Annotated in this window: 21 protein-coding genes and 2 tRNA genes; 14 read left to right on the top strand and 9 right to left on the bottom strand. The window is 72.1% G+C overall.

Features of this window, described 5'->3' with window-relative positions; genetic code table 11:
• The first annotated feature begins 157 nt into the window (after positions 1-157).
• The 4 genes from G5C65_RS03255 (at position 158) to G5C65_RS03240 (ending at position 5,468) form a co-directional block, all read left to right on the top strand.
• Positions 158-3,091, top strand: coding sequence for a UPF0182 family membrane protein (locus tag G5C65_RS03255; protein WP_165297057.1), 2,934 nt, complete (start codon positions 158-160; stop codon positions 3,089-3,091).
• Between the two features lie 82 nt (positions 3,092-3,173).
• A tRNA-Met gene (locus tag G5C65_RS03250) sits at positions 3,174-3,247 on the top strand.
• A gap of 215 nt (positions 3,248-3,462) precedes the next feature.
• Positions 3,463-5,283, top strand: a complete 1,821-nt coding sequence (locus G5C65_RS03245) for a tetratricopeptide repeat protein (protein ID WP_420903268.1) — start codon at positions 3,463-3,465, stop codon at positions 5,281-5,283.
• Between the two features lie 111 nt (positions 5,284-5,394).
• Positions 5,395-5,468, top strand: a tRNA-Met gene (locus tag G5C65_RS03240).
• Positions 5,469-5,590: 122 nt separating this feature from the next.
• Here the strand turns inward: G5C65_RS03240 and G5C65_RS03235 are convergent.
• On the bottom strand, positions 5,591-6,007 hold the full coding sequence (locus G5C65_RS03235) for a Fur family transcriptional regulator (protein WP_165297042.1): 417 nt from the start codon (positions 6,005-6,007) through the stop codon (positions 5,591-5,593).
• 135 nt (positions 6,008-6,142) lie between these two features.
• On the opposite strand from G5C65_RS03235, the gene G5C65_RS03230 reads away from it, so the two are divergent.
• On the top strand, positions 6,143-7,609 hold the full coding sequence (locus G5C65_RS03230; RefSeq protein ID WP_165297041.1) for a catalase: 1,467 nt from the start codon (positions 6,143-6,145) through the stop codon (positions 7,607-7,609).
• A 19-nt stretch (positions 7,610-7,628) separates the two neighbouring features.
• Here the strand turns inward: G5C65_RS03230 and G5C65_RS03225 are convergent, their stop codons facing one another.
• Both G5C65_RS03225 and hisN read right to left on the bottom strand, forming a co-directional pair.
• Positions 7,629-8,096: a CBS domain-containing protein gene (locus tag G5C65_RS03225; RefSeq protein ID WP_165297056.1), complete on the bottom strand. Its 468-nt coding sequence runs from the start codon at positions 8,094-8,096 to the stop codon at positions 7,629-7,631.
• 208 nt (positions 8,097-8,304) lie between these two features.
• Complete coding sequence (gene hisN / locus G5C65_RS03220) at positions 8,305-9,108, bottom strand: histidinol-phosphatase (protein WP_165297040.1); 804 nt, start codon at positions 9,106-9,108, stop codon at positions 8,305-8,307.
• Between the two features lie 129 nt (positions 9,109-9,237).
• Between hisN and G5C65_RS03215 the strand changes: the two genes are divergently transcribed.
• Positions 9,238-9,846, top strand: a complete 609-nt coding sequence (locus tag G5C65_RS03215; RefSeq protein WP_165297039.1) for a TetR/AcrR family transcriptional regulator — start codon at positions 9,238-9,240, stop codon at positions 9,844-9,846.
• Positions 9,847-9,890: 44 nt separating this feature from the next.
• Here the strand turns inward: G5C65_RS03215 and G5C65_RS03210 are convergent, their stop codons facing one another.
• The 4 genes from G5C65_RS03210 to G5C65_RS03195 all read right to left on the bottom strand — a co-directional run bounded on the left by G5C65_RS03210 (position 9,891) and on the right by G5C65_RS03195 (position 13,577).
• On the bottom strand, positions 9,891-10,214 hold the full coding sequence (locus G5C65_RS03210; protein ID WP_165297038.1) for a DMT family transporter: 324 nt from the start codon (positions 10,212-10,214) through the stop codon (positions 9,891-9,893).
• A gap of 139 nt (positions 10,215-10,353) precedes the next feature.
• A complete protein-coding gene (rsgA, locus tag G5C65_RS03205) occupies positions 10,354-11,382 on the bottom strand; it encodes a ribosome small subunit-dependent GTPase A (RefSeq protein WP_165297037.1) in 1,029 nt (342 codons plus the stop codon).
• A gap of 12 nt (positions 11,383-11,394) precedes the next feature.
• Positions 11,395-12,759: a 3-phosphoshikimate 1-carboxyvinyltransferase gene (aroA, locus tag G5C65_RS03200; RefSeq protein ID WP_165297036.1), complete on the bottom strand. Its 1,365-nt coding sequence runs from the start codon at positions 12,757-12,759 to the stop codon at positions 11,395-11,397.
• A 104-nt stretch (positions 12,760-12,863) separates the two neighbouring features.
• The gene (locus tag G5C65_RS03195) at positions 12,864-13,577 is read right to left on the bottom strand and encodes a M50 family metallopeptidase (RefSeq protein ID WP_165297035.1); all 714 of its coding nucleotides are present in this window, start codon (positions 13,575-13,577) and stop codon (positions 12,864-12,866) included.
• An 88-nt stretch (positions 13,578-13,665) separates the two neighbouring features.
• Between G5C65_RS03195 and G5C65_RS03190 the strand changes: the two genes are divergently transcribed.
• The 8 genes from G5C65_RS03190 to def all read left to right on the top strand — a co-directional run bounded on the left by G5C65_RS03190 (position 13,666) and on the right by def (position 21,053).
• Positions 13,666-14,490, top strand: a complete 825-nt coding sequence (locus G5C65_RS03190; protein ID WP_165297034.1) for an SOS response-associated peptidase — start codon at positions 13,666-13,668, stop codon at positions 14,488-14,490.
• Entirely contained in the window at positions 14,491-15,117 is a 627-nt protein-coding gene (locus tag G5C65_RS03185; protein WP_165297033.1) for an alpha/beta hydrolase family protein, read from the top strand.
• Positions 15,118-15,367: 250 nt separating this feature from the next.
• Complete coding sequence (locus tag G5C65_RS03180; protein ID WP_420903266.1) at positions 15,368-16,048, top strand: sigma-70 family RNA polymerase sigma factor; 681 nt, start codon at positions 15,368-15,370, stop codon at positions 16,046-16,048.
• Entirely contained in the window at positions 16,045-16,371 is a 327-nt protein-coding gene (gene rsrA, locus G5C65_RS03175) for a mycothiol system anti-sigma-R factor (protein WP_165297031.1), read from the top strand. The genes G5C65_RS03180 and rsrA overlap by 4 nt, the downstream gene beginning before the upstream one ends.
• A gap of 217 nt (positions 16,372-16,588) precedes the next feature.
• Entirely contained in the window at positions 16,589-17,971 is a 1,383-nt protein-coding gene (locus G5C65_RS03170) for an HD-GYP domain-containing protein (RefSeq protein WP_165297030.1), read from the top strand.
• Positions 17,968-19,215: an HD-GYP domain-containing protein gene (locus G5C65_RS03165; RefSeq protein ID WP_338146218.1), complete on the top strand. Its 1,248-nt coding sequence runs from the start codon at positions 17,968-17,970 to the stop codon at positions 19,213-19,215. The genes G5C65_RS03170 and G5C65_RS03165 overlap by 4 nt, the downstream gene beginning before the upstream one ends.
• 120 nt (positions 19,216-19,335) lie before the next feature.
• Entirely contained in the window at positions 19,336-20,337 is a 1,002-nt protein-coding gene (locus tag G5C65_RS03160) for a tetratricopeptide repeat protein (RefSeq protein WP_165297029.1), read from the top strand.
• A gap of 74 nt (positions 20,338-20,411) precedes the next feature.
• Positions 20,412-21,053, top strand: a complete 642-nt coding sequence (gene def / locus G5C65_RS03155; protein ID WP_165297054.1) for a peptide deformylase — start codon at positions 20,412-20,414, stop codon at positions 21,051-21,053.
• 99 nt (positions 21,054-21,152) lie between these two features.
• On the opposite strand, the gene G5C65_RS03150 is transcribed toward def, so the two are convergent.
• Together G5C65_RS03150 and G5C65_RS03145 are read right to left on the bottom strand one after the other, a co-directional pair.
• Positions 21,153-22,199 carry a ribonucleotide-diphosphate reductase subunit beta gene (locus tag G5C65_RS03150; protein WP_241265519.1) on the bottom strand — a complete coding sequence of 349 codons (1,047 nt, stop codon included), beginning with the start codon at positions 22,197-22,199 and terminating at the stop codon, positions 21,153-21,155.
• Positions 22,190-24,582 (bottom strand): ribonucleoside-diphosphate reductase subunit alpha (locus G5C65_RS03145; protein WP_241265518.1); only part of this gene is annotated, 2,393 nt, incomplete at its 5' end. The genes G5C65_RS03150 and G5C65_RS03145, both read right to left, overlap by 10 nt.

Genomic DNA, 24,582 nt, shown 5'->3' with positions numbered 1-24,582 from the left:
ATCGTGCCGGTTCCGACCCCGGAAACGGGAACTGAGTAAAGGTTGAGTAAGTTGCCCTAGTGGGCCCTACGATGCGGGGCCTGCCGAAGCAGCGCGAGAGTGCTACCGAACGTTCCATCCCCTGCGAATCTTCGAGGTGCGGACCTTGGCTTTCCAGATGCCGGACCGGGGCTCCTCGGGCCCCTCCGGACCACGAATCAGAGTGGGCCGGCCGTCCCGGCGTGCGCGGACGCTGTTGATGACAGTGGGCGTGCTGGCCGTCCTGGCGATGCTCTTTGTCATGTTCGCCGGGTTCTGGACGGACTGGCTGTGGTACCGCTCGGTGCACTACAGCTCGGTCTTCACCAAGACCCTGTGGACCAAGATCGGCCTGTTCTCGGTGATGGGCCTGCTGATGGCTGTGGCCGTCGGGTTCAACATCTGGCTGGCCCACCGGCTGCGTCCGCCGCTGAGCGCGATGTCGATGGAGCAGCAGAGCCTCGACCGCTACCGGATGGGCCTCGCGCCGTACAAGAAGTGGGTGCTCCTCGGCGTCACCGCGCTCGTCGGGCTGATCTCCGGCGCCTCCGCGGCGGGGCAGTGGCGCACCTGGCTGATGTGGGTGAACGGCGTCTCGTTCGGCACCAAGGATCCGCAGTTCCACAAGGACGTCTCGTTCTACGCCTTCGATCTTCCGTTCTACCGCTTTCTGCTGAGCTTCGGCTTCGCCGCCGCGGTGCTCTCGCTGGTCGCGGCCGCGCTGGTGCACTACCTCTACGGCGGGCTGCGCATCACCACCCCGGGCGCCCGCGCCACCGCGCAGGCCACCGGGCACCTGTCGGTGCTGCTGGGCTTCTTCGTCGCCCTGAAGGCCGTCGCGTACTGGCTGGACCGCTACAGCCTGGCGGTGAAATCCGGTGACTTCAAAGCGACCGACAACTGGACGGGACTGAAGTACGTCGACGCCAACGCCTACCTCCCGGCCAAGACGATCCTGTTCATCATCGCCATCATCTGCGCGCTGCTGTTCTTCGCCACGCTCTGGCGGCGCACCTGGCAGCTTCCGGTGATCGGATTCGGCCTGATGGTGCTGTCGGCCATCCTGATCGGCGGGCTCTACCCGGCGCTGGTCCAGAAGTTCCAGGTCCAGCCGAACGAGCAGGCCAAGGAAGCGCCGTACATCAAGAAGAACATCGATGCGACACGCAAGGCGTACGATATCGACGACTCGCAGGTGCGCGACTATTCGGGCACCAGCAAGGCGTCGAACGACAAGCTGCGCAACGCCGCCGACACCACCGCGAGCATGCGCCTGCTGGACCCGAACGTCGTCTCGCCGACGTTCCAGCAAAAGCAGCAGGTCCGCGGTTACTACCAGTTCCCCGCCACCCTGGATGTCGACCGCTACAAGAAGGACGGCAAGGACCAGGACACCGTGGTCGGCCTCCGGGAGATCAACACCAACGGCATCCCGGAGAAGAACTGGATCAACACGCACTTCAAGTACACGCACGGCTTCGGGATGGTCGCCGCCAAGGGCACCACGGTGGACAAGGACGGCGCACCGACGTTCACCGAGAAGGACCTGCCGCCCAAGGGCGACCTGGGCAAGTACGAGGGTCGGGTCTACTACGGCGAGAAGACCACCCAGTACTCCGTCGTCGGCGGTCCCCAGAAGGAACTGGACTACGCGGACGACGAGGGCGAGAAGACGTACACGTACCAGGGCAAGAGCGGGGTCAGCCTCTCGAACCCGATCAATCGCGCCGCCTACGCCGTCCACTTCAACGAGCCGAAGATGATGTACTCCGGCGCGATCGGCAAGGGCTCCCGGGTGCTGTACAACCGGACGCCCAAGGAGCGCGTCGAGGCGGTGGCCCCGTGGCTGACCATCGACGGCGACCCGTACCCGGCGGTGGTCGACGGCCGCATCCAGTGGATCGTCGACGCCTACACGACGACCAACGGCTACCCGTACTCGTCGCGCACCACCCTGGGCGACACCACGGCGGACTCCCTCACGGACGGCCAGCGCGAGGTCGTCGCGCAGCAGAACAAGGTCAACTACATCCGCAACTCGGTGAAGGCGACCGTCGACGCCTACACCGGCGACGTCAACATGTACCAGTGGGACACCAAGGACCCGGTGCTCAAGACGTGGATGAAGGCGTTCCCGAACACGGTGAAGCCGAAGAGCGCCATCGGCGACGACCTGATGGACCACCTGCGCTACCCGCAGGACCTGTTCAAGGTGCAGCGCGACCTGCTGCAGACGTACCACGTGACGTCCCCGTCGCAGTTCTACAGCGGCTCCGAGCGCTGGCAGGTCCCGGACGACCCGACGCACAAGGGCAACGCGGTCCCGCCGTACTACCTGAGCATGAAGATGCCGGACCAGAAGCAGCAGACGTTCTCGCTGACGACGACGTACAACCCGAACAAGCGGGAGACGCTGGGCGCCTTCATGGCGATCGACGCGGACGCGCGCAGTAAGGAGTACGGCCGGATCAGGATCCTGAGACTGCCACCGAACACCACGGTCGCCGGTCCGTCCCAGGTGCAGAGCAAGTTCAACTCCGATCCGGAGATCGCCGAGAAGATCAATCTGCTGAAACGCGGCGACTCCGAGGTGGAGTACGGAAATCTGCTGACGGTGCCGCTGGAGGGCGGACTGCTCTACGCCGAGCCGGTCTACGTCCGCGGCGCCGGGACCAACTACCCACGCATGCGCAAGGTTCTGGTCACCTACGGCGAGAAGATCGCCTTCGAGGACACCCTGGGGCAGGCGCTGGACAAGGTCTTCGACACCGAGGGCAAGGCCGACGAGAGCGGCGACAAGACGGGTCCGGACCGCGAGAAGGAGCCGACGCCGCCCAGCGGCGATGTGCAGGAGGCGCTGAAGGAAGCCCAGGGCGCCTTTGAAGAGGGCCAGAAGGCCCTGGAGAAGGGCGACTGGGAAGAGTACGGCAAGCAGCAGAAGAAGCTGGAGGACGCCCTCAAGGAGGCCGACGAGGCGCGAGCCGGCGCCGGCGGCGGCAACCAGGGCGGCAATAGCGACAAGAACGGTGAAAGCGGCGAAAGCGACAATGGGGACGGAGGCGGATCAAGTTAGCCCCGCACGGCGCTGAGCTGCCCCGCGTCGACCTGGTGGCGGCCCGCACCCCGAAAGTGGTGTAGGGTTGTGAACACAACGACGCGGGGTGGAGCAGCTCGGTAGCTCGCTGGGCTCATAACCCAGAGGTCGCAGGTTCAAATCCTGTCCCCGCTACGTAGATTGTGAAGGACCCGGAGTCAACGGACTCCGGGTCCTTCGCTTGTGTGAGGGGGGCACAGGGATTCGCGTTTGAGGTATCTCTGTATCGGGAAGTCGACAAACCGCTGAAGTGACCTCCCTGGCTGCGGTATACCAGGTGTACGCGGGTTGCAGGTGGTGCGACGATGGAGCTTATGGGGGACAAGGCTTGGCCTCCCGCCCCGGCCTGGATGGGGCAGCGGGGTCTGACCGTGAAGGACGGCGCGGAGCGCGCGGAGTGCGCGGACACCGCGGCGACGTCGAGTGCGCTGGGGGCGCAGCTGCTGCGCCGCGGCGATCTGGACGGCGCGGAGCCGCATCTGCGCGCCGCCACCGCCGCGGGCGACCGCGCGGCGGCCAACAACCTCGGCGTGCTCCTGCACCAGCGCGGCCAGCCGGAGGAGGCCGCCGAGTGGTGGCGGGTCGCCGCCGTCGCGGGCTCCCCGGCCGCCGCGCACGCGCTCGGCCGGCACCACCGGGAGCGCGGGGACGAGCCCGCGGCCCAGTACTGGCTGCGCCAGTCCGCCGAGTCCGGCCACCCGCTGGGCGCCTACGCGCTCGCGGACCTGCTGGAGCACCAGGGGGAGAGCGGGGCCGAGGGCTGGTTCCGGGCCGCCGCCGAGCGGGGCCACCGCGAGGCGGCGTACCGCGTCGCCCAGCTGATGTCCGCGCGGACGGAGGCGGAGGCGGGCCACTCCCAGGGGGGCGCGGCGCAGCGGCGCGCGCGTGAGGCGGCCGAGCAGGAGATCGAGCAGTGGTTCCGGCAGGCGGCCGCGCGCGGTCACCGCAGGGCGGCGCTCCGGCTGGGCGCCATCCTGGAGCGCCGCGGCGAGCTGAAGGAGGCCGGCCGCTGGTATCTGACGTCCGCCAAGGACGGTGAGCCGCGTGCCGCCTGCGCGCTGGGCTTCCTGCTGCGCGACGCCGGTGACGAGGACAGTGCGGCCGTCTGGTGGCGCCGTGCGGCCGAGGACGGCGACGGCAACGCCGCCAACGCGCTGGGCGCCCTGCACGCCGACAAGGGCGAGCGCCAGGCGGCCGAGCGGTGGTACCGGGTGGCGCTGGATGCCGGGTGCGACAACGGCGCGTTCAACCTCGGGCTGCTGTGCGCCGCCCAGGGCCGCAACGCCCAGGCCGAGCAGTGGTACCGGCGCGCCGCCTACGCCGGGCACCGTGAGGCCGCCAACGCGCTGGCCGTGCTGCTGCTGCAGCGCGGCGACGGGGAGGGCGCCGAGCCGTGGTTCTCCAAGGCGGCAGAGGCGGGCAGTGTGGACGCCGCCTTCAACCTCGGCATCCTGCACGCCGGGCGGGGCGACGAGAGCGCCGCGCGCGGCTGGTACGAGCGCGCCGCGTCGTCCGGCCACGCGGAGGCCGCACTCCAGGTCGGCATCGCGCAGCTGCGGGACGGCGAGCTGCATGCCGCCGAGCGGCATCTGCGCTGCGCCGCCGGGGGCGGGAGCGTCGAGGGCGCCTTCCGGCTGGCCGCGCTGCTGGAACGGCGCTCCCGGCGGGCCGAGCGCCAGTCCGCCGGTCAGGGACAGGGCCAGCGGACCGGGGAGCGCGCGGGCAGCCGTGCGGGCGGCTTCCGTACGGACTCCCGTGCCGAAGCGGCGGCCCCGGCGGAGCACGAGGAGTGGTACCAGCGCGCCGCCGAGCAGGGCCACCGCCGGGCCCAGGTCCGGCTGGGCATGTGCGCGGCGGCCCGCGGCGACGTCGTCGACGCCGCCCGGTGGTACCGCGCGGCGGCCGACGCGGGCAGCCCGAACGGTGCGTTCAACCTCGGACTGCTGCTGGCCCGCGAGGGCAGCGAGCCGGAGGCGGCGCTGTGGTGGACGCGGGCTGCTGAGGCGGGCCACGGCCGGGCGGCGCTGCGGCTGGCGCTGATCAACGCGCGCCGGGGCGAGCTGTCCGAGGGGCAGCACTGGTGCGCGCGTGCGGTGGAGCTGGGGCCTGCCGAGGTCGCCGAGCGGGCGGCGAAGCTGCGCGACGCGCTGCGGGCCGAGCTGACGGCGTAGTGACCGCTCGGGCTCCCGGGGCCCGAGCGGTTCCGGGGGCTGTGGGAGCGGGTGAAGAGCCCGTGATTTGCGCAGGTCGTCGTGGTGGGGTTAGAGTAAAGAACACAACGACGCGGGGTGGAGCAGCTCGGTAGCTCGCTGGGCTCATAACCCAGAGGTCGCAGGTTCAAATCCTGTCCCCGCTACGGAGAGCAGAGGGCCCGGATCCCATGGATCCGGGCCCTCTGTGTTGTGTGCCTGCTTTGTGTGCCTGCTTTGTGCGCCGCCACGCGGAGAACCGTCACGCGGCGGAGCCGCCGGGCCGGTGTCAGCCGCGGGCGCAGTCCGGGCAGGTGCCGCGGTAGGTGACGACGGCGTCCTGGATGGCGAAGCCGTAGCGCTCGGCCTCCGGGAGGGCCGCCACCGGGTCGCCCTGCGGGTGGACGTCGCGAATGGTGCCGCACTTCTCACAGACGAGGTGCTGGTGCGTGTGGCGGGTGTTCGGGTCGTACCGCTTCGCGCGGCCGTCCGTGCTCACCTCGCGCACCTCGCCGATGGCGACCAGCTCGCTCAGCGTGTTGTAGACGGTGGCACGGGCGATCTCGGGCAGGCGGCCGGCCGCACGGGCGTGGACCTCGTCCGCCGTGTAGTGCACATGGTCGCCGTCGAGCACCTCGGCGACGACTCGCCGCTGCGCGGTGAGCCGCCAGCCTCGGTCGCGCAGCCGGTCCAGCAGGTCACTCATGCTCACCAGGGTAGCAGCGCCATGTCCATGGGAAGAACCCGTACGGCTTTCGCTCTCATCTTGACTTGGACTTAGTCCAATGTAGGATCGGGACTGGCGTTGGACGCCGACAAGACTGAGGCACAGGAGGCGCACGTGAGCGTGCAGGACGAGACCGCCGGACCCCTGACCACGGAAGCGGGCGCTCCGGTCGCGGACAACCAGAACAGCCAGACGGCCGGGGCCGGCGGCCCGGCGCTGATCCAGGACCAGCTGCTGCTGGAGAAGCTCGCGCACTTCAACCGCGAGCGGATCCCGGAGCGTGTCGTGCACGCCCGGGGCGCGGGCGCCTATGGCAGGTTCACGGTCACGGCGGACGTCACCCGGTACACCCGCGCGAAGTTCCTCTCCGAGATCGGCAAGGAGACCGAGGTCTTCCTCCGCTTCTCGACGGTGGCGGGCAACCTCGGCGCGGCCGACGCCGTGCGCGACCCCCGGGGCTTCGCCCTGAAGTTCTACACCGAAGAGGGCAACTACGACCTGGTGGGGAACAACACTCCGGTGTTCTTCATCAAGGACGCCGTGAAGTTCCCCGACTTCATCCACACCCAGAAGCGCGACCCGTACACCGGTTCGCAGGAGCCGGACAACGTCTGGGACTTCTGGGGCCTGTCACCCGAGTCCACCCACCAGGTGACCTGGCTCTTCGGCGACCGCGGCATCCCCGCCTCCTACCGCCATATGAACGGCTACGGCTCCCACACCTTCCAGTGGGCCAACGACGCCGGTGAGGTCTTCTGGGTGAAGTACCACTTCAAGACCGACCAGGGCATCAAGAACCTCACCCAGGCGGAGGCGGACGAGCTGGCCGGCAAGGACCCCGACAGCCACCAGCGCGACCTGCGCGAGGCCATCGAGCGCGGCGACTACCCGACGTGGACCGTTCAGGTGCAGCTCATGCCCGCGGCCGACGCGGCGGCCTACCGCTTCAACCCGTTCGACCTGACCAAGGTCTGGCCGCACGAGGACTACCCGCCGATCGAGATCGGCAAGCTGGAGCTGAACCGCAACCCGCGGAACGTCTTCGCCGAGACCGAGCAGTCGGTCTTCTCCCCGCACCACTTCGTGCCGGGAATCGGCCCCTCGCCGGACAAGATGCTGCAGGGCCGCCTGTTCGCCTACGGCGACGCGCACCGCTACCGCGTGGGCATCAACGCCGACGCGCTCCCGGTGAACGAGCCCAAGGCCGCCCGCGCCCGCACCCACGGCCGGGACGGCGTGATGTACGACGGCCGCCACGGCGGCGCGAAGAACTACGAGCCGAACAGCTTCGGCGGCCCCGCGCAGACGGACCGGCCGCTGTGGGAGCCCACCGCCGTCACCGGTGCCACCGGGGAGCACCCGGCCCCCTCGCACGCGGAGGACGACGACTTCGTCCAGGCCGGCGACCTCTACCGGCTGATGTCCCAGGACGAGCAGCAGCGCCTGGTCGACAACCTCGCGGGCAACATCGCGGGCGTCTCGCACGACGAGATCGCGCAGCGCGCCATCGAGAACTTCCGCAAGGCCGACGAGGACTTCGGCAAGCGGCTGGAGGCCGCGGTCCAGGCCCTGCGCGGCTGACCGCCTGGAGCGGGCCCGGTCACGGCACCGGCTGGCCCGCCGAACCGACCCGGAGGGGCCGGACGCCAGAGGGCTCCGGTCCCTCCGGCCCGTCCGCGCGCCGCACGTCCTCGGCCGACCAGCTGCGGACGATGTCGCGCACCGAGACCACGCCGACCGGCTCCCGGTCGCCCAGCACGATCAGATGCCGGAAGCCGCCGCGGCACATGGCGTGCGCTGCCTCGTGCAGCGTCCAGGAGGGGCTGGCGAAGACCACGGCCGTCGTGGTGTGGTCGTGCGCGCACTCCAGGTCCGGGTCCTGCCCCGCGCCCAGGGAGTTGAGGATGTCGCGTTCGGTGAGGATGCCCAGACCGCTGGTGTCCGGGTCGAGGACGACGGCGGCGCCGACCCGGCGGGCCGACATCAGCTGCGCCGCCTGGCGCAGGGTGTGGGCGGGGCCGATGGTGAGGACCACGGTGCTCATCGCGTCGTGGACATGACCGGGCATGGACGGCATGGACGTGCCACCTCCTTGGAGGAACGCCCTCTCTTCGAGAAGGAATTCACAAGGTCACAAGCGCTCGGATTCTCATGTTCACATGCGGTCGTGGCCGCAACAAGGGGCGCGCGGGAACTCCCGCGCGCCCCTTGTCGTGGCACGTCCTTCGCGGCGTGCCGTGCTGGACGGTACCGGTGGCGGGCCGTACCGGTGGCAGTTACGCCGTGAGGCAGCTCAGCAGCCGGTCGTGCAGCAGGCCGTTCGACGCCGCCGCGTTCCCGCTGTGCGGGCCGGGGCGGCCGTCGAGCCCGGTGAAGGTGCCGCCCGCCTCCTCGACGATGACCGCGGTGGCCGCCATGTCCCACAGCGACAGCTCCGGCTCGGCACACATGTCGACGGAGCCCTCGGCCACCATCATGTACGGCCAGAAGTCGCCGTATCCGCGGGTGCGCCAGCAGGAGCGGGTCAGCTGCAGAAAGCCGTCCAGCATCCCGCGCTCCTCCCAGCCGTGCAGCGAGGAGTACGCGAACGAGGCGTCGGAGACGTCCGCGACCCGCGACACCTTCAGCCGGCTGGCCTGCGACAGGCTGCGGCCGGTGAACGCGCCGCTGCCCTTCGCGGCCCACCAGCGCCGGTTGAGCGCGGGTGCCGACACCACCCCGACGACCGGCTGGTCGCCGCCTTCGCCCAGCTCCGTCAGGGCGATCAGGGTGGCCCAGACGGGCACGCCGCGGACGTAGTTCTTGGTGCCGTCGATCGGGTCGACGATCCAGCGGCGGGAGCTGCCGGAGGCGGAGCCCTCGGTGCCGAACTCCTCGCCCAGCACGGCATCCCGCGGGCGGGTGCGCTGCAGCGAGGTCCGGATCAGCTCCTCCGCCGCCTTGTCGGCCTCGGTCACCGGTGTCATATCCGGCTTGGTCTCGACCTTCAGATCGAGAGCCTTGAACCGCTCCATGGTCGCGGCGTCGGCGGTGTCGGCGAGCACATGGGCCAGCCGCAGGTCGTCGTGGTAGTCCAGCATGTCCGAACAGTACCCACCGGGGCATACCCCGGCCACAGGACCATGCGTATGCGCGGTGTATTGACACCTCCTGGCGGCGCGTCAATTCTGTGCCGCACGCCGGGCTGTCACGCGGCTGGGGAGGCAACGATGCCTACTGCACGTGAGACCTTGCTGGACGCCGCCCACACGGCGGTCAGGGCGCAGCCGTGGACGGGGGTGCGCATGGTGGACGTCGCCGCGGCTGCCGGTGTGTCGCGGCAGACCCTCTACAACGAGTTCGGCAGCAAGGAGGGGCTGGGCGCCGCGCTGGTGAGCCGCCTGGTGGAGGACTTCCTGGACGGCGCGGCCCGCACGGTCGCCGAGTCCTGCCGCCGCGGCGCCGACGCCGCCGCGTGCTGCGCCGCCGCGGCCGCCTGGATGCTGCGTACGGCCCGCGAGGAGCCCATCGTGCACGCGGCGCTCACCGGCTGCTGGGAGGCCCGGATGCCGCTGCCCGCGCCCGCGCGCCACGCGCCGCCCGGACGGCTGCCGAGCGAGCCGGGACAGCTCGCCGTGGTGCTGCGCAACCGCGCGGTGGCGGGGCTGGGCTCCGCCGAGTGCGAGTACCGGGCCTTAGAGCGGGCGTACGAGGCGGGATTGCGGGTCGCCCTCTCGTACGTCGTCGCGGAGTCGGGCGGCCCGGACGACGAGACGTGCTCGCGCGTGGACGAGACGGTACGCGCGCTGCTCCAGCACGCGGGACGCGCCGTGCGGTGAGCGGGCGGCTGCCCGGCGGACGGTACGCAGGGCGGCGGACCGTCTCAGTGGGCGCCACCGGAGAGCTGGAGCCCGATGACGCCGACGATGACCAGCGAGATCGAGACCAGCTTCAGCGTGGAGACCATGTCGCCGAGGAAGATCATGCCGTAGATCGCGGTCCCCGCCGCCCCGATGCCGGTCCAGACGGCGTACGCGGGGCCCACGTCCAGCCGGCGCAGCGCCAGGGTCAGCAGTCCGAAGCTGCCCAGCGCGAAGGCGGCAAAGGCGATCGTCGGCCACAGCCGGGTGAAGCCGTGGGAGAGCTTCAGACAGACGGCGAAGCCTGTCTCCAGCAGCCCCGCGACGATGACCAGCAGCCACGGCATATGGTCTCCCTCTCGTTGCGTCTCATGGCAGCGCCCCGCAGTGCCCCGCACTGCGCCGTATTGCCTTCTCTTGGGCTGCCCTTGGGGTGAGCTTGGCCCAGAGGAATACAGTATGCCTGCGACTGTCGACCGGAAGCGATCAATCCCCTTCGCGTCGTTCACGCGTTGCCAGCAGCCGCCGCAGCGACGCCAGCCGCGCGGGGTCGGCGTGCCCCTCGGCCACCCAGCGATCCAGGGCGCACCCCGGCTCGTTGTGGCTGCAGGCACGCGGGCACTCCGCCGCCCCCGCTTCGAGGTCGGGGAACGCATGGATGACGCGCGACAGTTGAACATGGTTGAGCCCGAAGGAGCGCACACCAGGCGTGTCGATCACCCAGCCGTCGTCGCTGTCCCCGTCGCTGCCGCCGTCGGCCAGCGGCAGGGCGAGCGCCGCCGTGGTGGTGTGGCGCCCCCGTCCGGTGATGGCGTTGACGTCGCCCGTCGCCCGCTGCCGCTCCGGCACCAATGCGTTCACCAGCGTGGTCTTCCCTACGCCGCTGTGTCCCACACAGACCGTCGTACGGCCGCGCAGCAGCTCCAGCAGCTCGGCCGGCGGCCCCCCGCGCTCCAGCTGCTGCCGGCTGGTGACCGCGTACCGCAGGCCGAGCGGCGCGTAGGTGTCCAGCAGCGGACCGGCCGGGGCGAGGTCGGACTTGGTGAGCACCAGCAGCGGATCGAGCCCCGCGTCGTACGCCGCGACCAGACAGCGGTCCACCAGGCGCGGCCGGGGCTCGGGGTCGGCGAGAGCCGTCACGATGGCGAGCTGGTCGGCGTTGGCGACGATGACGCGCTCGTACGGCTCGTTGTCGTCGGCGGTCCGGCGCAGCACGGACGTGCGCTCCTCCACACGCACCACGCGCGCCAGGGTGTCCTTCGCGCCTGACAGGTCCCCCACCAGCGCCACCCGGTCGCCCACGACGACGCCCTTGCGGCCCAGCTCACGGGCCTTCATCGCGGTGACCGTACGGCCCTCGACCAGGCACGTCAGCCGCCCCCTGTCGACGGTCAGCACCCGGCCGCCGGACGCGTCCTCGTGCTTGGGGCGGGTGTGCGTCCGCGGGCGCGTGCCCCGGCGGCTGGGACGGACGCGGATGTCGTCCTCGTCGGTGTGCTTGCCGTAGCGGCGCATCGCGGAGCCCTCTCAGGCTCTCTCTCCAGCGGGCTCCACCGCACTGTCCAGGCCCAGCATCTCGCTCCACAGCCGGGGGAAGTCGGGCAGGGTCTTCGCGGTCGTCGCGACGTTCTCCACGCGCACGTCCGCCACGGCCAGCCCGAGCAGCGCTCCGGCGGTGGCCAGCCGGTGGTCGTCGTAGGTGTGGAAGACGCCGCCGTGCAGCGGGCGGGGACGGATGCGCAGCCCGTCCGCCGTCTCGGAGACATCGCCGCCGAGGCCGTTGATCTCCCGTGCGAGGGCCGCCAGCCGGTCGGTCTCGTGCAGCCGGAGGTGCGCCACGCCGCGCAGCACCGACTCGCCGTCCGCCAGCGCGGCCAGCGCGGCGATCCCGGGCGTCAGCTCGCCGACGTCGCCGAGGTCGACGTCGATGCCCTGGACGCGCCCGCCGCCGGTGAAGGTGAGGCCCCACTCGTCCAGGCGGTACGTACCGCCCATGGCGGAGAGGATCTCGCGCAGCGCGTCACCCGGCTGCGTGGTGTGCGCGGGCCAGTCCGGAATGGTGACACTGCCGCCGGTGACCAGCGCTGCGGAGAGGAACGGCTGCGCGTTGGACAGATCGGGCTCCACCGTCAGGTCGCGGCCGAGCAGCGCGCCCGGGGTGACCCGCCACACGTTCGGCTCACCGCCGTCCTCCGGCGCGTCCACCTGGGCTCCGGCGGCGCGCAGCATGTCCACCGTCATCCGGATGTGCGGCAGGGACGGCAGCGCGCGGCCGGTGTGCCGCACCTCTACGCCCTGGTTGAAGCGCGGTCCCGACAGCAGCAGGGCGCTGACGAACTGGCTGGAGGACGAGGCGTCGATCTCGACCGTGCCGCCGGTGAGCGAGCCGCTGCCGTGCACGGTCATCGGGAGGGCGCCCCGCTTGGCGTCGTCGATCCGGGCGCCGAGCGTGCGCAGCGCGTCGATCACCCCGTGCAGCGGGCGCTCGTACGACCGCGGGTCGCCGTCGAAGCGGACCGGGCCGTCGGCGAGCGCGGCGAGTGGCGGCAGAAACCGCATCACCGTGCCCGCGTTGCCGACGTCGACCTCGGCGGGCGCCTGCGGGGGCGCCGGGATGACGCGCCACGCCTCGCCGGTGCCGGCCGCGAGGGTGGGCGAGGACGCCGTCTCCTCGATCTCCACGCCCATCGCGCGCAGCCCGTCCGCCATCAGCCGGGTGTCCCGTGAGCGGAGCGGGCGGCGCAGCCAGCCCGGCTCCGCGGAGAGCGCCGCCAGCACCAGCGCGCGGTTGGTGACCGACTTCGAGCCGGGGACGGTGACGGTCGCGTCGACCGGGCCCGGCGCGGCGGGCGCGGGCCAGTGTGGAGCGGTTACGGCGTGGTGGTCGGTCATAAGCCTCACTTTAGTGGGTGGGGATGACGCGGTTTTCCGGCCGCGTTCGGCGCCCCGGCAGGGGCGCGACGGTTCGCGGACGGCGCTGGAGACCCGCCAGGGCACTAGAAGGACAGCAGCCAGCGGGCACCGGCCAGCAGGGAGCACAGGGAGACCAGGTGGAAGAGGGCGAGCCAGAGCGCGGCGGGCAGCCGGGTGAGCCGGGAGAGCTGGTCCGCGTCCGAGTCCGGCGCCCCGCCCCTGCGCCGCTTGGACTGCAGCTCGAACACCGGACGTACGCCGCCCAGCAGCAGGAACCACACCACGCCGTACGCGAAGGCCGCCTGCACCTCCGGTTCGGTCAGCCACGACACCAGCAGGAAGGTGCCGCCCGCGAGGAGGACGGTGAGCACTCCGTACGCGTTCCGGATCATCAGCAGCATGGCGACCAGCAGCGCGGTCGCCCCCCACAGCAGCGCGGTGATGTGGTGCGCGCCCAGCAGCGCGGCGCCCCCCAGCCCGAGCAGCGGCGGAGCGGTGTATCCGGCGGCGGCGGTCAGGACCATGCCGAGCCCGGTGGGCCTGCCGCGTGAGACCGTCAGGCCCGAGGTGTCCGAGTGCAGCCGGATGCCGTCCAGCCGGCGTCCGGACAGCAGGGCCACGAGGCCGTGGCCGCCCTCGTGCGCGATGGTCACCGCGTTCCGCGACAGCCGCCACACCCCGTGCGGCAGCACGGCCAGCAGCGCGACCATGCCGGCCACCAGAACGAGCCACTGCTCGGGCTCCGGCTGGGTGCCGAAAACGCGGTCCCACACATCCGCGATGCTTGTGTTGTCCATTTCTCCCCCGGGCCCTCCCCGTACTTCCTGTCCTATGGACTGCCCAACGGACGGCGGCACGCCCACGTGCCGTGGCAGTCTTGCATCCATGTGTGGCAGGTATGCAGCGAGCCGGGCGCCCGAGGACCTGGCCGGACTGTTCGACGTCGAGCGGTGGGACCCGGAAGAGACACTGGCGGCGGACTGGAACGTGGCGCCGACCAAGCAGGTGTACGCCGTCCTCGACCGGCCGGTGAAGGGGGCGGAAGACCCCCGCCCGGTGCGTCAGCTGCGCGTGCTGACCTGGGGGCTCGTACCCGGCTGGGCCAAGAGCCCCGACCTGGGCGTGAAGATGATCAACGCCCGTGCCGAGACGGTGCACGAGAAGCCCGCCTACCGCCGTCCCTTCGCCGCGCGCCGCTGTCTGCTCCCCGCCGACGGCTACTACGAGTGGGTCACCGCGCGGAGCGAGCTGAACCTCGAACAGGAGGGAAAGAAGAAGCGGCCCCGCAAGCAGCCGTACTTCGTCGCTCCCGCGGACGGCTCCGTGATGGCGATGGCCGGGCTGTACGAGTTCTGGCGGGACAAGACCCTTCCCGACGACCACCCGCGCGCCTGGTGGGTGACGTGCACGGTGGTCACCACGGCGGCCGAGACCGCGCCGCTGGCGAACGCCGGGGCGCTGGGCGAGGGCGGCCCCCGGGCGCTCGCGGACATCCACCCCCGGATGCCGCTGATGCTGACCCCCGACCGCTGGGACGCCTGGCTGGACCCCTCCCGGACGGACACCGGGTCGCTGCGCGAGCTGCTGGCGCCCCCGCCGGAGGGCCTGATGCGCGCGTACCCGGTCTCCACGGACGTCAGCAATGTCCGCAACAACGGCCCGGAACTGCTCAAGGAGCTGGCGGCGCCGGAAGAGGAGACCCTCTTCTAGATGAACGAGACGCAGACCGTCGGGACGGACGCCGGCCCGGCCCGGATCACCTGGCACCACGCGCCCCGGGCGCGCACCGTGCTGGCCCTCGGACACGGCGCGGGCGGCGGCATCGAGTCGCGGGACCTGCGCGAGCTGGCCGCCGTACTGCCCGCCACCGGGGTGACGGTCGCACTGGTGGAGCAGCCCTGGCGGGTGGCGGGCAGGAAGCTCGCCCCGGCCCCGAAGGCCCTCGACGCGGGCTGGCGGGGCGTGTGGCCCGCGCTGGCCGCCGCCGGGCTCCCCGTCGTCGCGGGCGGGCGCAGCGCGGGCGCGCGGGTCGCCTGCCGTACGGCAGGCGAGCTGGGGGCCGTGGCCGTGCTGGCGCTCTCCTTCCCGCTGCACCCGCCGGGCAAGCCGGAGAAGTCCCGCGCGGACGAGCTGACCGGCGCGGGGCTGCCGGTGCTGGTCGTGCAGGGCGGGCGCGACCCGTTCGGGCGGCCCGCGGAGTTCCCCCGGGGCACGGAGATCGTGGAGGTGCCCGGGGGCGACCACGGCTTCGCGGTGCCGAAGAAGGGGGACCTCACCCAGGAGGACGCGCTCCAGGCGATCAGCGACGCCGTGACGGAGTGGCTGCACCGGGAATGAGACGCGGGGGGCCGTGGTTGCACCGTACGTCGGTACAACACGCGTGCAGCAGCACGGAGAGTCGCGAGGAGAGGGAGCCGCCCGTATGGGTTCTGTCGCTTGCCCGGAGCGTCCGCAGGCCGCTGACCTGGACTGGGCCACGCTGGCACTGTCCGGAGGCTCGACATTTCGAGCGGCGGACGGTGCGGGTCGTCGTCTATTCTCCGATTCGAGCGAGTCTTCCCACGGATTCGCCGGATCTTTGGAGGAGGTGGTTCCGGTCACCGGGACCGACGGGGGCGGCAGTGCACGGCACGACGCTCAGACGGCTGCTGCCGAGGAGACCGAGACGCAGCGCAGTGCCCGCTTCGAGCGGGACGCGCTCACGTTCCTCGACCAGATGTACTCGGCCGCGCTGCGTATGACGCGCAATCCGGCCGACGCCGAGGACCTGGTGCAGGAGACCTACGCGAAGGCGTACGCCTCCTTCCACCAGTTCCGAGAGGGCACCAACCTCAAGGCGTGGCTGTACCGCATTCTGACGAACACGTTCATCAACTCCTACCGCAAGAAGCAGCGCGAGCCCCAGCGCAGCGCCGCCGAGGAGATCGAGGACTGGCAGCTCGCGCGGGCCGAGTCGCACATGTCGACCGGTCTGCGCTCGGCCGAGGCCCAGGCGCTCGACCACCTGCCCGACTCCGATGTGAAGCAGGCGCTCCAGGCCATTCCCGAGGAGTTCCGCATCGCGGTCTATCTCGCCGATGTCGAGGGCTTTGCCTACAAGGAGATCGCGGACATCATGGGGACACCCATCGGCACGGTGATGTCCCGTCTGCACCGCGGGCGGCGCCAGCTGCGCGACATGCTGGAGGGCTACGCGCGCGACCGCGGGCTGGTCCCGGCGGGTGCGGTATCGGACGGGTCGCACAACCGGAAAGGCTCGGGCTCATGAGTTGCGGAGAGCCACATGAGACGGACTGCTCTGAGGTCCTGGACCACCTCTATGAGTACCTGGACCGCGAGATGCCCGACAGCGACTGCGAGAAGTTCAAGGAGCACTTCGACGAATGCTCGCCCTGCTTCGAGAAGTACGGGCTGGAGCAGGAGGTGAAGAAGCTCGTCAGGCGCTGCTGCGGGCACGATGACGTGCCCACCGATCTGCGGGCCAAGGTGATGAGCCGGATCGATGTGATCCGTGCGGGCCAGGCAGGCGAGTCCGCCGCCGCGGAGCCGGAGCCCGCCGGCCCGGACGGCGCCCAGCAGGCGTCGTCCTGAGACCCCGCCCGGGGCCGTGAACGACACTGCCCCGAAACGACGCCGCCCCGAAACGACGCCGCCCCGAAACGACGCCGTCCCCCAGCCGAACTCACCCCATCGGGTGAGCCGCGTCCATCCGTACGGGGGAACGCCGCCCGCAGGCGCCCCCGCGCCCCGTCACCGCCCTATCCTCCCCAACCTGTGAGGCAGCGGGCCGACGGGGAGGTGGCTCTCGATGCATGGCGGCGGGGCACGGCTGACGCGCGCTGCGCGTGTCACCCTCGCGTGCGCGGTGTGTGCCGCCGTCGCCTGCGCCGCCTCCACGCCGGGCGGACCCGGCGGACTCCGGGGCGTCGAGTGGGGCGTGCTGCTTCCGCTGGCGGCCCTCTACGCGCTGTGCGAGTACGCGCCGCGCTGCCCCCTCCTCGGCCCCCGGGTGCCCGGCAACGTCGGCGCTTTCTTCCCCGTCCTGCTCACCGCCGCCGTGCTGCTGCCGCCCGCCGCCGCGGCGCTCACCCCGGTGCCCGGCGCGCTGGTCGGACGGGCGCGCGCGCACCACCCGGTGGCGCGCCGCGTGTGGCACGCGGCGCAGCTGGCGCTCGCCGCCTGGGCCGCCGCACGGGTCCACGGAGCGCTGAGCGGGCAGCTCGCGGACGGCGCTCCGCTCGCGTTCCCCGCCGCCCTGCCGCCCGCCGTGGCCGCCGCGCTCACCCTGTGCGCCGTCACCACCGCGCTGGACGGCTGCATGCTCGTCGCCGCCGAGCGCTGCCCGCCGCGGCTGGCCTGGCGCGGACAGTTCGCCCGCTCCGCCGGACCCCATCTGGCGCACGGTCTGGCCGGGCTGATGATGGCGGTGCTGTGGCGCAGCCCGTACGGGCCGGTGGCGGCGCTCCTGGTGCTGCTGCCGATGTACATCTGCTGCTGGGTCTTCGCGCAGTACCACCGCGAGCGGGCCGCGCACCGGGCCACCGTCCGCGCCCTGGTGCAGGCCGTGGACATCAAGGACCGCTACACCCGCGGCCACAGCGAGCGCGTCGGCCGCGCCTCCGCGCTGATCGCCCGCGAGCTGGGCATGGACGAGGCCAGGACCGAGGCGCTGCGCTTCGCGGGCATCCTGCACGACGTCGGCAAGCTCGGCGTCCCCACCCGGCTGCTGCGCAAGGAGGGCCCGCTCACCGCCGAGGAGCGCCGCGTCATCCAGCTGCACCCCGAGTACGGCAACGAGATGGTGCGCGGCATCGGCTTCCTGGGCGAGGCGCGGGCCGCGATCCTGCACCACCACGAACGCATGGACGGCACCGGCTACCCCTACGGCCTGTCCGGCAGCGAGATCCCGCCCTTCGCACGGGTGGTCGCGGTGGCCGACGCCTTCGACGCGATGACCTCCACCCGCAGCTACAGCCGCGCCCGCCCGGTCGGCGCTGCGCTGGTCGAGCTCGACCGCTGCGCGGGCAGCCAGTTCGACCCCGACGTGGTGCGCGCGCTGCGCCGCGCGCTGGACCGCGAGGGCTGGTCGCCCGCCGCCACGGCGGACCTCACCGAGGCGCTGGAGGGCCCGTACGGCGGCTCGGGCGGCGTCGGCGGCGGTGTGCGCGCGGCCTCGGAGCCCGTGCCGTGAGACACGCCGTCACGCTGCTCTACGCGGCTGCCGCGGCACTCTGCGCGGTGGCGCTGTGCGCCACCCTGTGGCGCGGCCTCGACGAGCCCGGCATCGCCGCCGCCTTCGGATGCGTCATCGCCGTGGGGGAGTTCGCCCGGGTGCGGCTGCCGGAGGCCGACGGCGGCAGCCGCACGGTCGGCCCGCTGGGCATCGCCGGGGCGCTCGGCTACGCGCTGCTGGGCGAGGCCGGGGGCGAGCCCACCTCGCACGGCGTGCTGCAGACCGTCGCCGTCACCGTCGTCGCCTCGCTGTGCGGCCTGGCCCCGCACGTCGCGCGCGGGCAGCCCCCGCCGGTCGACCACAGCGTGCGCGCGGTGCTCGGCGTCGGCTTCGCCGCCACCTGCTTCCAGCCCCTGTACAACTCCGGCTGGCTGGCCGGGGCGTTCGCCCCCGGCCCCGGCTATGTGCTGTGCCTGCTCGGCATCACCCTGCTCACCGGCGCGTGCGACGCGCTGCTCACGGCCGCGCTGTCCGCCGCGCGGGCCGGCTGGCCCTTCGGCCCGCTGCTGCGCGACGAGTTGCGGGCCCGGCTGGGCATCGTTCCGGCCATCGCCGCGACCGGCGCCGTCATCGCGCTGGCGGTCGCCGTGGCGGGCCTGTGGGCGCTGCCCGTGTTCTGTGTGCCGCTGCTGCTGACGCAGTTCTCCTTCCGCCGTTACGCCTCCGTACGGGCGACCTACCGGCAGACCATCGCGTCCCTCGCGCGTGCGACAGAGGTCGCCGGGCACACCCCGCAGGGGCACGCCCGCCGGGTGGCCCGGCTCAGCCGGGCCGTCGGCCGCGAGCTGGGCCTGCGCGAGCCGGAACTCACCGTGCTGGAGTACGCGGCCCTGATGCACGACATCGGGCAGCTCTCCCTGGTCGATCCGGTGCCCGGCGGAGCCACCCAGCCCCTCGCGCCGCAGGAGCAGCGGCGGATCGCCCTGCTGGGCGGGGCCGTGGTGCGGCAGACGGGCGTGGCGCCCGAGGTGGCGGTCGTCGTGGAGCGGCAGGCCGACCCGTACCGCGAGCAGCCTGTCGCCGCCCGGGTCATCCGTGTGGTGAACGCCTACGAGGACCTGCTGGCCCGGCGTCCGGCGGAACGGTCCGCCGCGGGCTTCCCCGGCGTCGCGCCCGCGCTGGACCGGCTGCGGGAGGACACCGAGCGTGACTACGAACCACGGGTGGTGGAGGCGCTGGCCCGTGTGGTGCACGGGGGGTGACGCCTCGGGGCGCCGGCACACCGGGCGGTCGGGACGGAGCCCCGTCCCGGGGGACGCGGCCACCGGTCTTTCATTCTATGGTGACGACAGGTGGGAAGTCCGGCAGAAACGGCGGAACCAGTGAGGATCTTCGGCAAGGTGCGGCACCGTCCCTCCGCCTCCTGGCGGCAGGCGACGGACCGCGCGTTCACGCTCATCGGCGACGGGCGGTACGACGACGCCGGCGCGCTGCTCACCCGTGCCGCCGACATGGAGCCCTGGCTCTCGGAGTCCTGGTTCAACCTCGCGCTGCTGCACAAGTTCCGGCACGACTGGGAGCAGGCCCGAGCCGCCGGACTGCGTGCCGTCGCGCTGCTGGACCGGGAGACCGGGGCGCCCGACTGGTGGAACGTCGGCATCGCGGCCACCGCGCTGCAGGACTGGCCGCTGGCCCGGCGCGCGTGGCAGGCGTACGGGCTGCAGGTTCCGGGCCAGGCGCAGGGCGCGGCGGCGGCCGGGGAGCCCACCGGTATGCAGCTGGGCAGCGCGGCCGTGCGGCTCTCCCCGGAGGGCGAGGCGGAGGTCGTGTGGGGGCGGCGGATCGACCCGGCGCGCATGGAGGTCCAGAGCATCCCGCTGCCGTCGTCCGGGCGGCGCTGGGGCGAGGTCGTGCTGCACGACGGGGTGCCGCACGGTGAGCGGACCACAGCGGCCGGGCCCTCGTACCCCGTCTTCGACGAGATCGAGCTGTGGGCGCCCTCCCCGGTGCCCACCTGGGTGGTGCTGCTGGAGGCGGCCGCGGAGGCCGACAGGGACGCGCTGGAGCGGCTGGCAGCGGACGCGGGCTTCGCCGCCGAGGACTGGTCCTCTTCCGTACGGCTGCTGTGCCGCGCCTGCTCGGAGAGCACCATGCCGGCCGACGAGGGCGACGGCGGCCTGCACGTGGATCCGCACGACCACAGCGCGCCCGGTCGGCCGGGACCGCTGGGGCATATGACGCCGGGCGGCCCGGGGGAGCTGTGGGTGCCCGAGCGCGAGTGCGGGCTGGCCGCGCCGGCCGGGCTGGTGCGCGGACTGCTGGACGGCTGGGTCGCGGACAGCCCGGACACCCGTGAGTGGCGGGATCTGGAGGAGGTCTGCTGAGGCCCCTCGTACGGCCCCGTACCCTGTAGGGCACCAGTCGGCTTGTGGGAATTGCAGGGAAGGCGTACGAGGGCATGGCGCAGCAGCAGGAAACGGGGGCCGGGTCCGAGGCGGTGGACGGCGTGTTCATCGACGACGTGACGGACGCCGGGGCGCGTGAGGAGGCCCATCGCGCGCGGGGTACGGTGCGCCCCATCACCGTTGTCGGCAACCCCGTACTGCACCGGGAGTGCAAGGAGGTCACGGCCTTCGACGACGAGCTGGCCCGGCTGGTCGACGACATGTTCGCCAGCCAGCGCGCCGCCGAGGGCGTGGGGCTCGCCGCCAACCAGATCGGCGTCGACCTGAAGGTCTTCGTGTACGACTGCATGGACGACGACGGGGTGCGGCACGTGGGCGTCGTCTGCAACCCGGTGCTCGACGCGCTGGAGGGCCGGGAGCGGGTGCTCGACGAGGGCAACGAAGGCTGCCTGTCCGTGCCGGGCGCCTACGGGCCGCTCGCGCGCCCCGAGTACGCGGTGGTGCGCGGCCGGGACGCGGCGGGCGAGCCGATCGCCGTCGAGGGCACCGGCTACTTCGCGCGCTGTCTGCAGCACGAGACGGACCACCTCTACGGGTACCTCTACATCGACCGGCTGTCGAAGCGGGAGCGGAAGGACGTCCTGCAGCAGATGGCGGAGAACACCCCCCGCTACGAGACGGTGCCGAACGAGTAGAACCGGTAGAACCAGTAGAACCAGTAGCGCGAACAGAACGAGGAGCGGGGCCGGCGGATCCGCTGGCCCCGCTCCACTGAGCAGTCGTCCAGAAGGCGGCTAGAAGTCGTCGTCGAAGGAGACCGTGCCCTCGACGGCCACCTGGTAGGCCGAGGGGCGGCGCTCGAAGAAGTTGGTCAGCTCCTGCACGTTCTGCAGCTCCATGAACGAGAACGGGTTGCTGGAGCCGTAGCGGACCGGGAAGCCCAGCCGGGCCAGCCGCTGGTCCGCGACGGCCTCCAGGTACTGCCGCATGGATGCGGTGTTCATGCCCGGCAGGCCGTCCCCGCACAGGTCGTGTGCGAACTGCAGCTCGGCCGTCACGGCCTCCTCCAGCATCGCGGTGACCTCCTTCGCCAGTTCCTCGTCGAAGAGCTCCGGCTCCTCCTCGCGCACCGTGTCCACCACCTCGAAGGCGAACGACATGTGCATGGACTCGTCGCGGAACACCCAGTTGGTGCCCGTGGCGAGGCCGTGCAGCAGGCCGCGTGAGCGGAACCAGTAGACGTAGGCGAAGGCGCCGTAGAAGAACAGCCCCTCGATGCACGCGGCGAAGCAGATCAGGTTCAGCAGGAAGCGGCGCCGGTCGGCCCGGCTGTCCAACTGGTCGACCGACTCGACGGAGTCCATCCAGCGGAAGCAGAACTGCGCCTTCTCCCGGATGGACGGGATGTTCTCGATCGCGGCGAACGCCTCGGCGCGCTCGTCGTGGTCGGGCAGATAGGTGTCCAGCAGCGTCAGATAGAACTGGACGTGCACGGCCTCCTCGAACAGCTGCCGGGACAGGTACAGCCGCGCCTCGGGGGAGTTGATGTGCTTGTAGAGCGTCAGCACCAGGTTGTTCGCGACGATCGAGTCGCCGGTCGCGAAGAAGGCCACCAGGCGGCTGATCATGTGCTGCTCGGCGGGTGTGAGCTTGGCGAGGTCGGCGACGTCCGAGTGGAGGTCCACCTCCTCGACGGTCCAGGTGTTCTTGATGGCGTCCCGGTAGCGCTCGTAGAAGTGCGGGTAGCGCATGGGGCGCAGGGTCAGCTCGAAGCCCGGGTCGAGCAGGTTCTTCGTCGTCATCTTCGTCATCTTCGTCGTCTTCTTGGTCGTCACTGGCATGCCTCGCAGGACTCGGGGTTCTCCAGGGAGCAGGCGGCGGCCTCGTCCTCCGTGCCGTTCTCCGCCTGCTGCGGTACGGCGGACTTCGCCGCCTGCGCGATCCGGGTGGCCGGGCGCGACCGCAGGTAGTACGTGGTCTTGATGCCGCGCTGCCACGCGTACGCGTACATCGAGCTGAGCTTGCCGATGGTGGGGGAGGCCATGAACAGGTTCAGCGACTGGCTCTGGTCGAGGTACGGGGTGCGTGCCGCGGCCATGTCGATCAGGGCGCGCTGCGGGATCTCCCAGGCGGTGCGGTACAGCTCCCGCACTCCGGCGGGCACCCAGTCCAGGTCCTGCACCGACCCGGCCGACTCGCGCAGCGCCCCGCGCGCCCGCTCGTCCCACAGCCCGTGCCGCTTCAGCTCCTCCACCAGATAGGTGTTCACCTGGAGGAACTCCCCGCTGAGCGTCTCGCGCTTGAAGAGGTTGGACACCTGGGGCTCGATGCACTCGTAGACGCCCGCGATGGAGGCGATGGTGGCGGTGGGCGCGACGGCCAGCAGCAGCGCGTTGCGCATGCCCGTGCGCGCGATCCGCGCGCGCAGCGCCGTCCAGCGCTCCGGCCAGTGCTGCTCGGCGTCCGGGTAGTGGTCCGGGTGCAGGACGCCGCGCGCGGTGCGGGTGGCCTCCCAGCCGGGGTGCGGGCCGTGCCGCTCGGCGAGGCCGGCGGACGTCTCGTAGGCGGCGAGCATGACGCGCTCGGCGATCCGGGTGGACAGCTCGCGGGCCGCGGGGGAGTCGAAGGGCAGGCCCAGCCGGAAGAACACGTCCTGCAGGCCCATCACGCCCAGACCGACGGGGCGCCAGCGGGAGTTGGAGTGGGCGGCCTGGCCGGTGGGGTAGTAGTTGACGTCCACCACGCGGTCCAGGAACGTCACGGCGGTGCGGACGGTGGCGTCCAGCCGCTCCCAGTCCATCGCGCCGTCCTCGCCCAGATGGGCCGCCAGATTGACCGAGCCCAGGTTGCACACCGCCGTCTCGCCGTCGTCGGTGACCTCCAGGATCTCCGTGCACAGGTTGGAGGAGTGCACCGTGCGGCCCGGCTCGGCTGTCTGGTTGGCGGTGCGGTTGGAGGTGTCCTTGAACGTCATCCAGCCGTTGCCGGTCTGGGCGAGGGTGCGCATCATCGCGCCGTACAGCTGCCGCGCGGGCACCGTCCGCTGGGCGCGCCCTTCCGCCTCGGCCCGGCGGTAGGCGGCGTCGAACTCCTCGCCCCACAGGTCCACCAGCTCCGGCACGTCCGCCGGCGAGAACAGGGACCAGTCCGCGTCCGCCGCCACGCGCCGCATGAACTCGTCCGGGATCCAGTGCGCCAGGTTGAGGTTGTGGGTGCGCCGGGCGTCCTCGCCGGTGTTGTCGCGCAGTTCCAGGAACTCCTCGATGTCCGCGTGCCAGGTCTCCAGGTAGACGCAGGCGGCGCCCTTGCGCCGGCCGCCCTGGTTGACGGCGGCGACCGAGGAGTCGAGGGTGCGCAGGAACGGCACGATCCCGCCCGAGTGCCCGTTCGTCCCCCGGATCAGCGACCCCCGGGCGCGGATCCGGGAGTACGAGAGGCCGATGCCGCCCGCGTGCTTGGAGAGCCGGGCGACCTGGTGGTAGCGCTCGTAGATGGAGTCCAGCTCGTCGCGGGGCGAGTCGAGCAGATAGCAGGACGACATCTGCGGATGCCGGGTGCCGGAGTTGAAGAGCGTGGGGGAGGAGGGCAGATAGGCGAGCGAGCTGGTGAGGCGGTAGAGCTCGGCGACCTCGTCGACGGCCTGCTCGCCGGTGCCGCCGGCCAGGCCGCAGGCGACGCGGAGCAGGAAGTGCTGCGGTGTCTCGACCGCCTGCCGGGTGGTGGGGTGCCGGAGCAGGTAGCGGGAGTGCACGGTGCGCAGCCCGAAGTAGCCGAAGCGGTCGTCGGCGCCGTCCGCCACGGCGTGCTCGACCAGGGCGTCCAGCCGCGCCGCGTGCGTGCGGACGAACTCCGCTGTGCCGTCCGCGATCAGGCCCTGCGCGTGGCCCACCGCCACGGAGGCGGAGAACGAGACGGCGCCCTGGGACGCGGCCTCCTCCCGGATGGCGAGGGTGAGCAGCCGGGCCGCGAGCCGGGAGTGCGCCGGCTCCTCGCCGATGAGCCCGGCGGCGGCCTCGGTGGCCAGCGCGCGCAGCTCCGCCTCGGTGGAGTCCGGACGGCGCCCGCGCAGGGCAGCGGCGGCGAGGTGTCCCGGGGCGACGGCGGGGAGGTCGGCGGAGAGCTCGGTGAGGGTCCGCAGCAGCGCGGTGGCGGGCGCGTCGGGCGCGTCGGGCGCGTCGGGCTCTGCGCGGGCCCCGGGGCCCTCGGGGCCGGCGGGGGCGTGCG

It is taken from the genome of Streptomyces boncukensis (assembly GCF_011045075.1).
GTDB lineage: Bacteria > Actinomycetota > Actinomycetes > Streptomycetales > Streptomycetaceae > Streptomyces > Streptomyces boncukensis.
This window is presented reverse-complemented; position numbering and strand designations above follow the sequence as displayed.

Coding starts and splice junctions, on each gene's coding strand:
- G5C65_RS03255 (WP_165297057.1), top strand. CDS start 158: ATGCCGGACCGGGGCTCCTCGGGCCCCTCCGGACCACGAATCAGAGTG.
- G5C65_RS03235 (WP_165297042.1), bottom strand. CDS start 6,007: ATGAGTGACCTGCTGGACCGGCTGCGCGACCGAGGCTGGCGGCTCACC.
- G5C65_RS03225 (WP_165297056.1), bottom strand. CDS start 8,096: ATGCCCGGTCATGTCCACGACGCGATGAGCACCGTGGTCCTCACCATC.
- G5C65_RS03215 (WP_165297039.1), top strand. CDS start 9,238: ATGCCTACTGCACGTGAGACCTTGCTGGACGCCGCCCACACGGCGGTC.
- G5C65_RS03210 (WP_165297038.1), bottom strand. CDS start 10,214: ATGCCGTGGCTGCTGGTCATCGTCGCGGGGCTGCTGGAGACAGGCTTC.
- rsgA (WP_165297037.1), bottom strand. CDS start 11,382: ATGCGCCGCTACGGCAAGCACACCGACGAGGACGACATCCGCGTCCGT.
- G5C65_RS03185 (WP_165297033.1), top strand. CDS start 14,491: ATGAACGAGACGCAGACCGTCGGGACGGACGCCGGCCCGGCCCGGATC.
- rsrA (WP_165297031.1), top strand. CDS start 16,045: ATGAGTTGCGGAGAGCCACATGAGACGGACTGCTCTGAGGTCCTGGAC.
- G5C65_RS03195 (WP_165297035.1), bottom strand. CDS start 13,577: ATGGACAACACAAGCATCGCGGATGTGTGGGACCGCGTTTTCGGCACC.
- G5C65_RS03190 (WP_165297034.1), top strand. CDS start 13,666: ATGTGTGGCAGGTATGCAGCGAGCCGGGCGCCCGAGGACCTGGCCGGA.
- G5C65_RS03245 (WP_420903268.1), top strand. CDS start 3,463: ATGGGGCAGCGGGGTCTGACCGTGAAGGACGGCGCGGAGCGCGCGGAG.
- def (WP_165297054.1), top strand. CDS start 20,412: ATGGCGCAGCAGCAGGAAACGGGGGCCGGGTCCGAGGCGGTGGACGGC.
- G5C65_RS03150 (WP_241265519.1), bottom strand. CDS start 22,199: ATGCCAGTGACGACCAAGAAGACGACGAAGATGACGAAGATGACGACG.
- aroA (WP_165297036.1), bottom strand. CDS start 12,759: ATGACCGACCACCACGCCGTAACCGCTCCACACTGGCCCGCGCCCGCC.
- hisN (WP_165297040.1), bottom strand. CDS start 9,108: ATGCTGGACTACCACGACGACCTGCGGCTGGCCCATGTGCTCGCCGAC.
- G5C65_RS03170 (WP_165297030.1), top strand. CDS start 16,589: ATGCATGGCGGCGGGGCACGGCTGACGCGCGCTGCGCGTGTCACCCTC.